The organism is Polyangium sorediatum, assembly GCF_029946465.1.
GTDB classification, from domain to species: Bacteria; Myxococcota_A; Polyangia; order Polyangiales; family Polyangiaceae; genus Polyangium; species Polyangium fumosum.
In genome coordinates this window covers 70,131-83,252 of the sequence record NZ_JARZHI010000007.1, presented here as the reverse complement: position 1 = coordinate 83,252, position 13,122 = coordinate 70,131, and the positions used below count along the sequence as shown (strand labels likewise).

Genomic DNA, 13,122 nt, shown 5'->3' with positions numbered 1-13,122 from the left:
GGCCATGAGGGGTCCACGCCTGCATAACCTCCTCTCGTGGGGGCTCCTCGGCTGCGCGACGATGGCGCTCGTGCCGCTCGGCTGCGCGGCGAAGATCGTCTATCCCAAGGTGGAGGACGAACGCCCGCGGGTCCCGGACGCCACGGCGGAGCGGCTGCGCGAATGCGTTGATGCGTTCGGGGGTGACCTTCCCCGAGGGTACTTTACGTTCGAGTACACGGTGAAGGCGGACGAAGAGGGCCGCGTGGTGGATGTGGAGTCGAAGGGCGTGCCGCATGCGGATCTCGCGGCGTGCACGCGGATCGCGCTGCGAGGCATGACCGTCCCGGAGGAGCTCGTCAGGCTGCGCGAGCTGCGCCTGCCCGTGTCGCCCGCTTCTACGCACGGGCAGGCGGCGGCCGAGCGTGGGCTCGTCGGGCACCCCGGTGCGCTCGTGATCGTGGCGGTCGCGCTCGCGGACCTGATCATCGAGGCGGCCCCCGTCGTCGTCGTGATCGCCGCGTCGGTGGAGATCGGTAAGTCGGATATTGCGGAGGTGGCTCGGAAGAAGAAGAAGGACCCGTGTCAAGAGCCCCTGAACGACTGTCTCGACTCGGCTCGACAAAGCAAAGACGGGGGTAAGTGGAAACATTCAATATGCGTGGCATGCCATGAGCAGTGTAGGGGGAGCGGCAAATGGCCCGACGGAATCATGATGTCCAAGTGGGAGAGCTGTAAATGAGAGACAACTTGGGAGCGCGCCGAGAGATGGAGGGGGACGAGCTAGCTTTCTGCAACGCTGCCGGGCGCCTCTTGGTCAAATCTATGGATGAGGAGCGAAGCTTTGCCGAGTCCGTAGACGACTTACGCCGGCTCGAAGCGGAGTTCGTGGCCCGCGCAGGCGACGATGAATGGGACGTGCGCGAGACGAGGCGACGCATCGCCGAGCTCATCCTCAACGTGGCGCTATCGAAGCGCCCTCCCCTCGAAGTCTGCCGCGAGGCCTGGAAGGACATCGTTCGCCTCGGCTTCTCGGGCAAGGACCGAGAATACGTGATGGCCTGGTTCTTCGCGGATTGCTGTCGGTACGACGAGCAGCCCGAGGAGGGGCTCGCCGTGCTAGAGCCGCTCATCGCCGAGCTTCAGCGAGGGCTCGAAGAGGCGAGGGCGACGCAGAGCGACACGGATTTCTACGAATACTACCTCGAAGACCTGCGGAAGCTGCGTGACGAGCTCCTGGCCCAGCAAAGGGGCGAACAAATCCCGGGAAAGAGCACGCGGCGGACGGATGTGCAACAAGAGGACGGCGAGCCATCGACCTGAGAGCATGCGGGGATTGGTAATATCCAAGCCTGCTTTCAGCAATATATTGAAAAAATGATTGAAGCGGAGATCGAGGAGCGCGCCCGTCTCTTCCGCGAGCTCATCGAGCGTCGCAAGGCGCGGACAAAGCCGCGAAGCGAATGACCCTCGTCACCCAGGCAGATCCGTCGTGGGTCAGGTCCGCGACGCCTTTTCGTCCGTGGCGCCGGTCGGGCTCGCCTGCGCCTCCTGCGCGCTCGCCTCGTTCTTCTTCCGCGTGGCGGCGGCCTTGTCGGCGTACATCGAGCGATAGGTCAGCGTCTCCTCGAAGACCGCCAGGAGCCCCGGCTTTTTATCATCGTGCGCGCTGTCGATCACGGATTTGCCGAGCCGGCTGATCAGCGATTCGAGCCTGTCCTCGTGATAGACCTCGCTCTCGCACAGCACCTCGGCGAGCTTGACGACGCCGTGCTTGTCTTTGCGGATGAGCGCGAGCGTCTCGGCCGTCTCGAGGATCTCCTTGTAGGTATCGGCGTGAATGCGCGCCTCGTCGCCGTGCGCGGGCATGGCTTTGGCGAGCTCGCCGAGCACCCGCTCGATGCCGGGCTTCGACCGGCGATACCGGTTGAGCCCCCCGCTCCTCACGTCGATGAGCTTGTGCTTGTAGTGCTGCACATCAAAGGCCCCCACCCCCGTGTACTTCCCGACCGCGTCGTCATCCATGGAACCCTCCGGCGCCCGCGCGAAACGAAACGTCGTAGGGTACGAGGCGATAAGTCCCGTGTCAAACCATACGAATCAGTAGCACGATCCATGCGTGGTCTCGGCTTCATGAAGTGAAGTCTCATCATGCATCATGCGATGTCACATCTGTTGGATGCGATGCGTCATCTGCATGATGTGATATCGTATCCTCCATCTTGGGAGATGGCATTTTGGAGGTGCCACCTATTGATGGTCATACAAAGACCGATCATCACCACAGCAAGGATCATACTGAAGCGACATGCGTCATCTGAACTCCGAGTATGAGACATCGTGTCTGCGCTTCGAGAAAAGGATGTCGTCAGTCACGAGATCTCGGTCTGCGGGAGGTGTGGTCGTATCTGCCGGCCTGGATGTCCTAGATCGCGGATGTGTGATCTCCTCCGCCCCCATGGAGGTCTCCGGTTGAGGCGAGCGTCTCCTTCGCGGTATCCTCGCTCCCGATGAACTACGTGGTCCAGGCAGGCGACACGCTGAGCAAGATCGCTTCGCGCAATGGTCTGACCGTCCGCGAGATCGTCTCGGCCAACCCGCAGCTCACGAATCCGAACGTCCTGTCCGTCGGGCAGCGCCTCGTCCTGCCCACGGCAGAAGGCGCCGGGAGCAGCGGCGGCGGCGGCGGCGGCGATGGCGGCACGAACGCCGCGTCCGACACGCGCCCCACCACCACCGAGACGAGCGGCGCGAATCGCTCGAACACCCCGCTCACCTCGCCGAACAGCGATTGGATCCTGCCGGGCGAGGGCCTCGCGCTGAAGCTCGTCCCCACCGATTTCGCGAACGCCGCGCGGGAGCTCGGCTGCGAGACGGCGGCCGTGCGCGCGGTCGCCGAGGTCGAGTCCGGCGGGCGGAGCGGCTTCGACGCGCAGAAGCGGCCCAAGATCCTCTTCGAGGTCCACAAGTTCCGCAAGCACACGGCCCGGCGCTACGACCAGAGCCACCCGCACCTCTCCGCCCCTTACGAGAGCCCTCGCCGCAAGGAGAGTTATCGCAAGGACCAGTGGCAGGTCCTCCGCGAGGCATTCACGCTCGACCCCGAGGCCGCGGTGAAGAGCTGCTCGTGGGGCATGTTCCAGGTGCTCGGCGAGAACCACGTGATGTGCGGGTGGCGCAACGTCCGCACGTTCGTGGAGGACATGTTCGTCTCCGAGGCGCAACACATGCGCGCCTTTCTCGGGTTTTGCCGCGACAAGCGGCTCACCCGCCACCTCTTGACGAAGAACTGGGCCGCCTTCGCCCTCGGGTACAACGGCGAGGACTACGCCTCGAACCAGTACGATACCAAAATGGCCGAGGCATACCGTCGGTACAGCCGAAATTGAGCTGCTGGGCGCCGGACCCGCGATCGGAATAGGTTCAATCACGATGGACGTAGAATCAACCTGCCCGCTCCGCGTCGCCGCGCGGGTCTGGACCTCGGCGCACGGCGCCCCGTTGCTCACGGTCGCGTGCAAAGCCACCTACGTCCTCCTCCCGGGGACGTCGCAGCTCGCCCCCGAGCAAGAAGCGCTCAACGAGGACGATAACTACTGGGACGACGATCCCGCGCGTAGCCTCTATGCGCCGAGCGAGCTCGCGCCTTACAAACCCTGCGCCGACATCGTGCTCGTCGGGTATGCCTTCGCGCCCGGCCGCGTCCCCACGACGTCCTTTCACGTGCGCATGATCGTGGGAGACGTCGACAAATCGATCGAGGTCGCGAGCGACCGCGTGTGGGCGGCGGACGGGACGCTCCAGGACGGCAGCCGCGTGGTGCGAATGCCCCTTCGTTACGAGCGCGCGAGCGGCGGTCCGGGGACGTGGAATCCCGTCGGCGTGCGCTGCGCCGGTCCGCCCGACGCCTACGGAAGGCTGCCCCTGCCGAACCTCTTGCCGCCCGGAAAGACCCCGATGCGCCGGGGTGATTTCGTCGAGCCCATCGGGTTCGGGCCCATCGCGCCGACGTGGCCCTCGCGCATGGAGAAGCTCGGGCCTTATGCAGGCGTCTGGGATTCTCGGCGCTGGTACGAGCGGCCGTTGCCCGAGGGATTCGACGCGTCGTTCTTCAACGTGGCGCCGCGGGATCAGAATGTGAGCGAGCTGCGGGACAACGAGCGCATCGTGCTCGAAAACCTGCACCCCGAGCACGAGCGCCTCTCGACCAGCTTGCCGGGGCTCCGGCCCCGCGCCGTGGCGGAGCGCGCCCCCGGCCGGCGCGAAGAGATTGCCCTCACGGCCGATTCCATGTGGATCGACACGGGACGTGGCCTCTGCACGTTGGTGTGGCGAGGCCGGCTGAACCTCGCGCATCCTCGCGAGCCCGGTCGGATCACGGTGAGCCTCGACGAAGCGCGTGGCCCCGCGTCCAGCGCGTCGGTCCCGTCCGCCGCATCCGCCCCGCCCATGAGCGAGAAACCGAGGCGGCCCCTCACCATGACCATCGACCCCACGGAGACGACGCACGTTCGTCCTTTGGAGCCCTCGCGGCAGGTCATGCCGTTCATGATGCAGCAGCCCGTGGTCGAGGCCCCCCCGGCCGGCGCGCCCGTTCGTCCGAGCAGCGCCCTCGCGGGTCTGCCCTTCGCGTCGTTGTCGGCCGCGTCCCCGCCCGTCCAGGCGGCCCCGCCCATGCAAGCGCCTCCGCCGAGCGCGCCTCCGCCCGTCCAGGCGCCTCCGCCGATGCAGGCGCCTCCGCCGATGCAGGCGCCTCCGCCGAGCGCGCCCCCGGCGTTCTGGCCCGTGCCCTCGCTGGAGCAACCGGCCGCGAAGGTCTCGATCGGGCAGCGGGTCGTCGCCGAGAGCGTGCCGCCGTCGCCGTCGTCGTCCGAGGTCGTCCCCGAGCCGGCCACGCCGCCCGCGTACCGCGCGTCGCGCGTCTCGCCGAACGACCCGTACATCGACCTGCTCTGGTTCGACAAAACCGCGCCGAAGCGGGTGCGCGCGCAGGCGAGCTTCGCGGAGGAGCTGCGCGACCCGAGCGAGAGCGGCGCGTGGCTCACGCTCGACGACACGCAGCAGCCGAAGCAGGAGATCAAGGATCGTCGCGACGTCGTGCGTGTCCTTCGGCGCGTCACGCCGGTCGACGGCGACGGCGTGATGCGCGCAATGGCGGAGGCCATTGACGAGGAGGGCGCGCTCACGCCGCCGCTCGTGGTGGTCACCGGCGAGGTGCAGCTCTTTTTCAACGAGGTGCAGACGCTCAAGGCGACGATCGCGGTGACGTCGCCGCTCGCAGGCGCGGACAAACGGCTGCGCGAGACGCTCGACGCCGCGAACGAGCTCGTGCAATCGGACTGGAAGTGCACCGCGCTCGCGGCCGACGGCATGACGAGCCGGCTGCGCGAAGCGTTCGTGCAGGCCAATCGATCGCTACCGAGCAACTTTCTCGACCAGAACATCGAGCGCGTGCTGCTCGAACAGCGCAGCTATCAGAAGCGCATGATCCTGGGAGAGAAGCGCATCCGCGCGTCCCTCGTGCCCGAGGGCTCGTCCACGCCGATCCCTTGTTATCTCTCGGAGGAGCTCGAGGCGAAGCTGCCGCTCTTTCAGCGCTTCCGCGCCGCGGTCATCGCCGAGGCGCGCGGGCAGCAGGATCAATACGAGACGAACCCGCTCGCGCTCGTGGCCCTGGCGTTGGGGCGTGTGCTCGGCATGCCGGGCCGGCGCTGAGGGTCAGGGGGGGTAGGGGATTGTCCGCCGCGCCGAAGTGCGCAGGTTGACGAGCGTGATCGTGTCGGCCTGGTCGCGGTAATAATGGTCGGATAACTCGCCCAGGACGACCTCGACGATGAGGCGGACCGCCTCGGCGTCGTCGAGGCCGTCGACGAGGATCTCGTAGGTGCATTCGAGCACGCGATCACGTGGTTCGAGGACGGGGATCTTGATCACGTCGACGGACAGGGGCTCGCCGCCCGCCTTTTCGAGGCGGGAGATCACGTGGTATCCGGGCGGCGGCACTTCGGCGTACGCGCCTTCGTAAATGGGTCGGGTCATCGTGGGGTTTTCGTGGGAGGGGGGCGCGCCGCTCAGGGGCGCCGTTTGTACCTGCCCGCGGCAGGGTCGTAAAAATAGTTGTCCGGGTTTTGCCGGGCGTACGGGGGTGGATTGCCTCCTTGTGCCATGCGCTCGCTGATCGACTGACCGCCCTGCGGGACAGCCCTCGGCGGCGTGGGCGGCACATTGGGCGCGTCGACGCGCGGTGCGGTGGGCAGATCGGGCGTATCGACGCGCGGGGCCGTGGGCAGATCGGGCGTGCCGGCACGCGGGGCGGTGGGCAGATCGGGCGTGCCGCCGCGCGAGCCGGTGGGCAGACTGGGCGCGCCGCCGCGCCCAGGTCGGGCGAGCCAGCCGGACCGGCCGAGCGTCCCGGTCTCATAGAAGGTGCGGACCCACGGGTTCAGGCCGCCGTACGTCTCGGCGAGCCAGAGCCCCCCATCACCCAGCGCCAAGCCGACATCCCAGCGCTGGGAGCTCGTCAGGGATCGAAGCGCCGGGAGGAACCCCTTGATGCCCTGCGTGAAGAGCACCCGGACCGCGCCGACCCCGGAGATGATGCCCAAAAGGACGCCGGCCTTGTCGATGAACGCCATCCACTCCCGGAACTTGTCGGAGATCTCGGGCCGCTTCGGAAGGAGCTGGATCCTCGGGCCGCCGATCCGGACGGTCTTGCACCCTTGGACGATCTTGCCGCTGCACTCGGTCTCGTCCGTCTCGCGCGCGGCGTTGAATCCCTCGATGTAGACGGTCTTGCTCCCGTCGGCGATCCGCGCGTCCCCGTGGTCGCTGCGCGAAAAGCTGTAAATGCCGAGGCCGATCATCCCGAGGGGGCCGAGGAGCGCGGCGACGACCACCTTGCCCGGCGTGATGGGAGGATCCCCACACGCGAGTTTGTCGTAGGCCCTCGCCGCCGGGGGACAACCCTGTCCTATGAAGACGGTCTTGGCGCCTTCCTTGATGACCCCGGATATCGATTTGGATTTTTGTCCTATCCACTCGCCGAACGAGAAACCCGCAACGGCACCCGTACACGCCATGGCCGCCGCCCCGATCACCGCGAACGCCACGGCGGCGAGTCCACCGGTGGCGACCGTGAGGATCCCCGCGACGCCAATGGCCACGCCGATGGCCAGCCCCATCGCGATCCCCGTGATCGCGCCGAGCAAGGCGTTCGAGTGTTCGATCGGGTCTCCGACACGTGCAGCAGGCGGGGGACCGGACATGGGGTTCTCCTCGTCTCGTCGTCAGCGTCCTTCGTCCAGAATCGGCCTCACCCTCACGGTCGCGAGCAGCCGCGCGAGTTCTTTCGAACAAGCCTCCTCGACGCGCGCCAGGCTCGCGGCCGTGAAGGTGACGAATTTCCCCCGCACGACGAGCGTGACTTGTTGCTGGAACATCTCGTTCTTCCCGTCGCGGAACGTCGAGCGAACCGAGAGCGCCCGCAGGCCCGCGACCACGCGTTCGTCCCGGCCCTTCTCCTCGAACCACGGCATGCGCTGCGAGAGATCCTTGACCTGGCTGCTCACGAAGTCGTCGAGCGTGCGCCCATTTTGATCCGCGCGCGAGACGAGCACCTTGAACTCGTCCACGCTCGGCTCGGGCCCGAGCACGTTCAAGGAGCGGTCGAACCACCCGCTCGGCAGCGGAAACACCGCCTGGTCGATCGTGTACTCGCTCATTGTTTTCGGAACTTGATGCCGGAGAGCATCTGCTCGAGATACGCGTCGCACTGAGGCGCGAGCTTCACGACGCTCGACGCGGTGAAGACCAGGACCTCGCCATAATAAGGCACGTAGACCTGGTGCTGATACATCGTCCCGCCTTGCACGGGCCATTGAATGCGGGCTTCGAGCCCCGAGAGAGGCCCCACCATGCGCTCCCGCTGGCCGAGGATGTTGAGCTTGGGCACGCTCTTGGCGATCTCCTTGAGCTTCCCGAGCACGAAGGGCCGAAGCTCCGCGTCCCCGAGCGGGTCCCGCGTGACCACGATGTTGAAGGGGACGCGGTCGCCGGGCGCGCTGACGAAGATGTTCACGGAGCGGTCGCTCCATTCATCCGGCACGTCGAAGAGCAGCTCGTCGGTATGGTACGTGCGCACGCCTCACCTCACCCCATCGGAAGGACGAGCGCTTCCGGGTTGCCAGCGACGAGCCCCGGCGATCCGGTCGCGATGACGAGCTGGTTGTCGAGCCCGAGCCGCGCGAGCGCCGCGACAAACGCGCCGACTTCGGGCTCGGGGATGTGCAGCTCCGGCGTATCGACGAGGACGAGCGAGCCCTCGATCCCGGAGCGCAGAAACGTCACCGCGAAGAGGAGCGCTTGCCGCTCGCTGTCGGAGAGCTCGTCCGGGCCGACGACCCCGCCGCGCGCGTCGACGAAGCGCGGCACGAGCGCTCGTCCGGCCTGCTCGACCCCCGCGAGCGTCCGCGTCCGGCAGAGCTTCGCGAACGCGTCCGCGAGCCGGTCGGCGCCCCGCTTGCTGCCCTGGTCGTGAAGGCCGAGGCTCGCCTCGGCGACGTACTGCGGGACGAGCGCATACTTGGCGTCGTCCCGCGTGAGCCGCGCGAGCCGTTCGCCCTCGGGGATGCCGATCGTGGCCATGCTGGGCGCGCCCCCGCGCGGGATGCGGCGGCTCGCGTGGAAATACTCGACCTTGCTCACGCCGGGATCGACGTCGTATTCGCCGAGGAGCGCGACGAGCGAGGGATCGTGATCGATGGACGAGAAGAGGTTGGGCGCGAAGATCGACTCGCTGGACAGCTCCGAGCCCGTCGCGCCGACGCGCGCCCGCTCTTCTTGCGTGAGCACCCAATCGACGCGCACCTTCGCCGCGGCGTCGCCGGGGCGGATGAAGGCGCTCGGAGAGCGCTTGAGCCCATAGGGCCCCACGTCCTCTTTGGCCGCGACGATCGCTTCGAGCAGGCTCGTCTTGCCCGACCCCGAGGGCCCCGTCACCACGACCAGGTCGGCGGGGGCTCCCGTCCTCGGGGACGTGAAATCGAACGCGCGGTCCGGCAGGCCGCGGAAGCCGTTCGTGAGGAGTCGCTTGATCTTCATCGCGTGCTCCGCGCCTATTCGCCTTCGTTCGGATTGATGAACACCTTGGGCCCCTGGATCACGATGCCTTCGGGGGTGATCCGAATGAAGGAATTGTCCCCGACCTTCAGGATGATCTGCTCGTCGCTCTCGATGAACGTCGTCTGCTTCGACTTGTGGTAGGCGAAGCCCTCGACCGCGGTCTGGATGATGTTCTTCGTGACGGCGTGCGTCTGGCTCTGGAGCACGGCCACGGTCCGGTCGAGCCCGACGACCTGCGTCTGGAACGCGGTGACGACCTCGAGGTCGTTCGCGAGCACGAACGTCGAGCGGTTGCGGCGCACCGTCGTGGACTGGTCGTTCTTGACGAGCGTGTTCATGTCGCGCTCGGCCTGGACGCGCACCTGCTCCTTGCCTGCGGAGTCCTCGAACATGAGCTCGTTGTAGCCGCCGGTGGCGGTGGTCGAATTGCTCTTCCAGCCGCTCTGCGTCTTGTTGTCCGGCAGCTTGTACGGGACCTTCTGGAGGTTCGTGTAGACGCGCCCGATGATCACCGGGCGATCGGGATCCCCGCCGAGGAAATCGACGATCACTTCCTGCCCGACGCGCGGGATGTTCATCCCGCCATAGCCCGCGCCGCCCCAGGGGTGGCTCACGTGGATCCAGCAGGAGCTCTTGTCGTCCATCTGGCTCTCGCGGTCCCAATGAAAATGGACCCGGACGCGACCGAACTCGTCGCAATGGATCTCCTCGCCGGGCGGGCCCACCACGGTGGCGCTTTCGACGCCGACCGCCTTGGGCTTTGGCGTCGTCATGGGCGGCCGGTAGGGCGCTTCGGTGCGGCGCGCCTCGCACGCGTGGTGCCAGTCGCCATTGGGCGTGCCCGCGAGGAGGGATTCGACGAGGAGCAAGTTCTTCCCCGCGGCGAGATCCCCGCGCGGATGATCCGCGAAGGTCACGACCACGCCCGGCGCGAGGTCGTGGACGTTCGTCTCGAAGGAAATGACGTTGCCGCTGCTCCGCTTGGCGGCGAGGCGTTTTTCGGCGAGCCCGGCCGCCTCGGCCTCGTCCGTGCGCGTCTTGCCTCTGTCGTCTGCGTTGGGCGTGTCGTCGCCGCGGTCGGCGCCGAACAGGAACGCGCCCGGCGTGTAGTGGAATCGTTCGAGCCGCTCCTCGATGCTCACCTTCGGCGCAGCGGCGCTCGCCGCGAGCTTGTACGAGGGCGGGCGGCGATAGTCGTGGTCCCGCATCGTGTACTTGCCGGGGCGCACCCGCTGCCCGACGCGGACGTTCGTCACGTGCTCGCGGTCGGCCACGGTGGGGTTGTCCCGGAACGAGATCGTCGGGCGGGGCGCGTTCGTGTGGGGCGCGTCGGCGAGCACGAGCTTCGTCTCGTCGCCGTTCTGCATGAAGTAGAAAGAGATGCCCGCGTCCTCGAGCATGCGGCTGATGAAGGCGTAATCCGACTCGGCGTACTGGACGCGGTACTTGCGCTTCTTGTACGCCCCTTTGTCGATCTTGAGCTCGGGCTCGATGCCCCACTCGGAGAGGACCTTGAGCACGATGTCGGGCTCCGAGATCTGCTGGAACATGCGGTAATTGCGTCGCTGCGTCAGGAGCCACAGCGTGGGCACGATGTTCAGCCGGTAGGTCGAGAGCCCCCGCTCCTCGACGCGGACCTGCGAGAGATCGTTGCAGATGCCCGACCAGAACCGGACCTGCGTGCCCCCGACGCCGCTGTAGAGGAGGAAGCGCGCCGGCTGCCCCACGACGGCGTTGAAATCGACGTCCGGGTTTTCACACACGGCGTGGAGCGTGACGTCGAAAATCGAGGACATCCGCTGGTGAATCGTGAACTCCCGGACGTCGAATACATCGCCCGAGCTGACCGTGACCTCGAGGTTGCCGCCCATGGTGTCGACTCCGTGGCGCGAGAGAAACAGGTGGAGGCGCGACGTGCCCCACGAGTCAATCTATTCCAATTTCGAGCACGCACATAGTCTTCTCTGCACGAGTTCGTAGGTGCACAAACGAAAGAAAGCCCCGAAGGTACCATCAGTTCGTAGGTGCACAAACGAAAGAAGAGCGGAGGGCGCCTACAGGTTCGTAGGTACACAAACGAAAAAAGCCCCCTCTCCGCGGGGAGAGGGGGCTTTCAGGAGCCCGGGAGCTGGTTTTGGTCAGCCCTTCGCGGCCTGGATGCCCTTCACGAGCTCCGGCACCGTCGCGAACAGGTCCGCGACGAGGCCGTAATCCGCGACCTGGAAGATCGGCGCGTCGGCGTCCTTGTTGATCGCCACGATCACCTTCGAGCCCTTCATGCCCGCGAGGTGCTGGATCGCGCCCGAGATGCCGATCGCGAAGTAGAGCTGCGGCGCCACGATCTTGCCCGTCTGGCCGACCTGCAGATCGCTCGGCGCATACCCCGCGTCGCAGGCCGCGCGGCTCGCGCCCACGGCCGCGCCGAGCACGTCGGCGAGCGGGTCGAGCACCTGGTTGAACTTCTCCTTCAGCGCGCGGCCGCCCGACACCACGACACGCGCCTCCGTCAGCTCCGGACGCGCGCTCTTCACCTGGTCGAACGAGACGAACTCCACGCGCTCCGCCGCCTTGCTCGGGCCCGCGTACGCGACCGTCTCCACCGCCGACTGGCCGCCCGTGGGCTCCGCCGCGGCGAACGCGCTCTGGCGCACGCTCACCACCTGGATCGGCGTCGTGATCGAGCTGATCCCGAACGCGTTGCCCGCGAACATCGGCCGCTTGTACTTGAGCTTGCCGCCGTCCGCGATGACCTCCGTGATGTCGCTCGCGTAGCCCGCGCCGAGGCGCGCCGCGACGCGCGGGAGCAGGTCCTTGCCGTAGGCGCTCGCCGTGCCGACGACGACGGCGTAGCCCTTGCCGACCGCGGCCACCGTCGGCGCGTAGCGCTCGGCGAGGTAGTTCTTCAGCGACGCGTCCTCGACCACGAGGATCTTCGCCGCGCCAAAGCCCTGCGCCTCGGCCGCCGCCTTCCCGGCGCCGTCGCCGATCACCAGGATCGAGAACGTCCCGCCGATCGTCGCCGCCGCCTTCTGCGCGAACGTGATCGCCGAGTGCGTGGTCTTCTTGAGCTTGCCCTCGGCAACCTCCGCCACAACGAGAACGTCAGCCATTCTGATACCTCTTCTCCGAAATGGGGGTGTTTGTCCTAGAGGGTCCTCAGAGGACCTTCGCTTCGTTCTTGAGCTTCGAGACGAGCTCGCTCACGTCCTTGACCTTGATGCCGGCCTTGCGCGCCGGGGGCGCCGCGAAGCCGTGGTACGAAACCTTCAGCGCCTGATCCGACGCGAGGTCCGCGAGCTTCACCTCGACGAGCGGCTTCTTCTTCGCCGCCATGATCGCGGGCAGCGCCGCGAAGCGCACGCCGTCGTTGTACTTGTGGGTCGCCGGCGTCTTCAGCGAGTACACGCTCGTCGGCGCCACGATGCGCAGATCGACCGTCACCACGGCCGGCAGCTTCACGCGCAGCGTCGACACGCCGCCGTCGACCTCGCGACCGACGAGCAGCGCGCCCGCCTCCTCGCGGATCGTCGCGGCGAACGTCGCCATCGGCCAGTCGAGCAGCTCCGCGAGGATCTGCCCCACCTGGTTCGAGTCACCGTCGACCGCCTGCTTGCCCATCAGCACGACGTCCGGCTTCTCCTTCTCGACGAGCGCCTTCAGCGCACGCGCGACGAGATCACCGTCGAGTTTGTCGTCGGCCGCGTCCACGCGGATCGCCTTGTCGGCGCCCGTCGCCAGCGCGGCGCGCAGCGTCGTCTCCGTCTCCTTCGGGCCGAACGTCACCACGACGACCTCACCGGCACGAACCTTCGGCTGCGTACCGTTTTCCGTGAGCCGCAGGGCGGCCTCGAGGGCGTACTCGTCGAAGGGGTTCGGCTTCCACTCGAGCCCGGTGGTGTCGATCTTCTCTCCCGAGGCAGGGATCTTCACCTTGTTGGCGTTGTCCGGGTCGGCGACGCGCTTGAGAGCAACGAGGATCTTCACGGTTCGGGAGGCTCCTTTCGGCGGCCAAGGGTCGGGCCC

At 67.1% G+C, this 13,122-nt stretch carries 13 protein-coding genes; 4 read left to right on the top strand and 9 right to left on the bottom strand.

Annotation, left to right across the window (positions count from 1 at the left end):
* The first annotated feature begins 4 nt into the window (after positions 1–4).
* A complete protein-coding gene (locus tag QHF89_RS11130) occupies positions 5–721 on the top strand; it encodes a hypothetical protein (protein ID WP_136966970.1) in 717 nt (238 codons plus the stop codon).
* A gap of 83 nt (positions 722–804) precedes the next feature.
* Entirely contained in the window at positions 805–1,302 is a 498-nt protein-coding gene (locus QHF89_RS11125) for a hypothetical protein (protein ID WP_136966971.1), read from the top strand.
* 174 nt (positions 1,303–1,476) lie between these two features.
* Here the strand turns inward: QHF89_RS11125 and QHF89_RS11120 are convergent, their stop codons facing one another.
* Positions 1,477–2,004 (bottom strand): hypothetical protein, encoded by a 528-nt coding sequence (locus QHF89_RS11120; protein WP_136966972.1) that lies wholly within the window; start codon positions 2,002–2,004, stop codon positions 1,477–1,479.
* Positions 2,005–2,489: 485 nt separating this feature from the next.
* On the opposite strand from QHF89_RS11120, the gene QHF89_RS11115 reads away from it, so the two are divergent.
* The gene (locus QHF89_RS11115) at positions 2,490–3,368 is read left to right on the top strand and encodes a LysM peptidoglycan-binding domain-containing protein (RefSeq protein ID WP_136966973.1); all 879 of its coding nucleotides are present in this window, start codon (positions 2,490–2,492) and stop codon (positions 3,366–3,368) included.
* Positions 3,369–3,411: 43 nt separating this feature from the next.
* Entirely contained in the window at positions 3,412–5,694 is a 2,283-nt protein-coding gene (locus QHF89_RS11110; RefSeq protein ID WP_136966974.1) for a DUF2169 family type VI secretion system accessory protein, read from the top strand.
* A 3-nt stretch (positions 5,695–5,697) separates the two neighbouring features.
* Here QHF89_RS11110 and QHF89_RS11105 read toward each other — a convergent pair whose 3' ends face one another.
* The 8 genes from QHF89_RS11105 to QHF89_RS11070 form a co-directional block, all read right to left on the bottom strand.
* Positions 5,698–6,018, bottom strand: a complete 321-nt coding sequence (locus QHF89_RS11105) for a hypothetical protein (RefSeq protein WP_136966975.1) — start codon at positions 6,016–6,018, stop codon at positions 5,698–5,700.
* Positions 6,019–6,050: 32 nt separating this feature from the next.
* A complete protein-coding gene (locus QHF89_RS11100) occupies positions 6,051–7,244 on the bottom strand; it encodes a PAAR domain-containing protein (RefSeq protein WP_136966976.1) in 1,194 nt (397 codons plus the stop codon).
* A 21-nt stretch (positions 7,245–7,265) separates the two neighbouring features.
* On the bottom strand, positions 7,266–7,700 hold the full coding sequence (locus QHF89_RS11095) for a DcrB-related protein (protein ID WP_136931168.1): 435 nt from the start codon (positions 7,698–7,700) through the stop codon (positions 7,266–7,268).
* Positions 7,697–8,119 (bottom strand): DcrB-related protein, encoded by a 423-nt coding sequence (locus QHF89_RS11090; RefSeq protein ID WP_136966977.1) that lies wholly within the window; start codon positions 8,117–8,119, stop codon positions 7,697–7,699. Before QHF89_RS11090 ends, QHF89_RS11095 begins: the two co-directional genes overlap by 4 nt.
* Before the next feature lie 8 nt (positions 8,120–8,127).
* The gene (locus QHF89_RS11085) at positions 8,128–9,078 is read right to left on the bottom strand and encodes an AAA family ATPase (RefSeq protein ID WP_136966978.1); all 951 of its coding nucleotides are present in this window, start codon (positions 9,076–9,078) and stop codon (positions 8,128–8,130) included.
* Positions 9,079–9,092: 14 nt separating this feature from the next.
* A complete protein-coding gene (locus QHF89_RS11080; RefSeq protein WP_136966979.1) occupies positions 9,093–10,970 on the bottom strand; it encodes a type VI secretion system Vgr family protein in 1,878 nt (625 codons plus the stop codon).
* Positions 10,971–11,237: 267 nt separating this feature from the next.
* Complete coding sequence (locus tag QHF89_RS11075; RefSeq protein ID WP_136966980.1) at positions 11,238–12,209, bottom strand: electron transfer flavoprotein subunit alpha/FixB family protein; 972 nt, start codon at positions 12,207–12,209, stop codon at positions 11,238–11,240.
* Positions 12,210–12,255: 46 nt separating this feature from the next.
* Positions 12,256–13,083: an electron transfer flavoprotein subunit beta/FixA family protein gene (locus QHF89_RS11070; protein WP_136966981.1), complete on the bottom strand. Its 828-nt coding sequence runs from the start codon at positions 13,081–13,083 to the stop codon at positions 12,256–12,258.
* Positions 13,084–13,122: the final 39 nt, after the last annotated feature.

Bases quoted from the DNA above. Each gene is read 5' to 3' on its own strand.
- QHF89_RS11130 (WP_136966970.1), top strand. From the start codon at position 5: ATGAGGGGTCCACGCCTGCATAACCTCCTCTCGTGGGGGCTCCTCGGC.
- QHF89_RS11125 (WP_136966971.1), top strand. From the start codon at position 805: ATGGATGAGGAGCGAAGCTTTGCCGAGTCCGTAGACGACTTACGCCGG.
- QHF89_RS11120 (WP_136966972.1), bottom strand. From the start codon at position 2,004: ATGGATGACGACGCGGTCGGGAAGTACACGGGGGTGGGGGCCTTTGAT.
- QHF89_RS11115 (WP_136966973.1), top strand. From the start codon at position 2,490: ATGAACTACGTGGTCCAGGCAGGCGACACGCTGAGCAAGATCGCTTCG.
- QHF89_RS11110 (WP_136966974.1), top strand. From the start codon at position 3,412: ATGGACGTAGAATCAACCTGCCCGCTCCGCGTCGCCGCGCGGGTCTGG.
- QHF89_RS11105 (WP_136966975.1), bottom strand. From the start codon at position 6,018: ATGACCCGACCCATTTACGAAGGCGCGTACGCCGAAGTGCCGCCGCCC.
- QHF89_RS11100 (WP_136966976.1), bottom strand. From the start codon at position 7,244: ATGTCCGGTCCCCCGCCTGCTGCACGTGTCGGAGACCCGATCGAACAC.
- QHF89_RS11095 (WP_136931168.1), bottom strand. From the start codon at position 7,700: ATGAGCGAGTACACGATCGACCAGGCGGTGTTTCCGCTGCCGAGCGGG.
- QHF89_RS11085 (WP_136966978.1), bottom strand. From the start codon at position 9,078: ATGAAGATCAAGCGACTCCTCACGAACGGCTTCCGCGGCCTGCCGGAC.
- QHF89_RS11080 (WP_136966979.1), bottom strand. From the start codon at position 10,970: ATGGGCGGCAACCTCGAGGTCACGGTCAGCTCGGGCGATGTATTCGAC.
- QHF89_RS11075 (WP_136966980.1), bottom strand. From the start codon at position 12,209: ATGGCTGACGTTCTCGTTGTGGCGGAGGTTGCCGAGGGCAAGCTCAAG.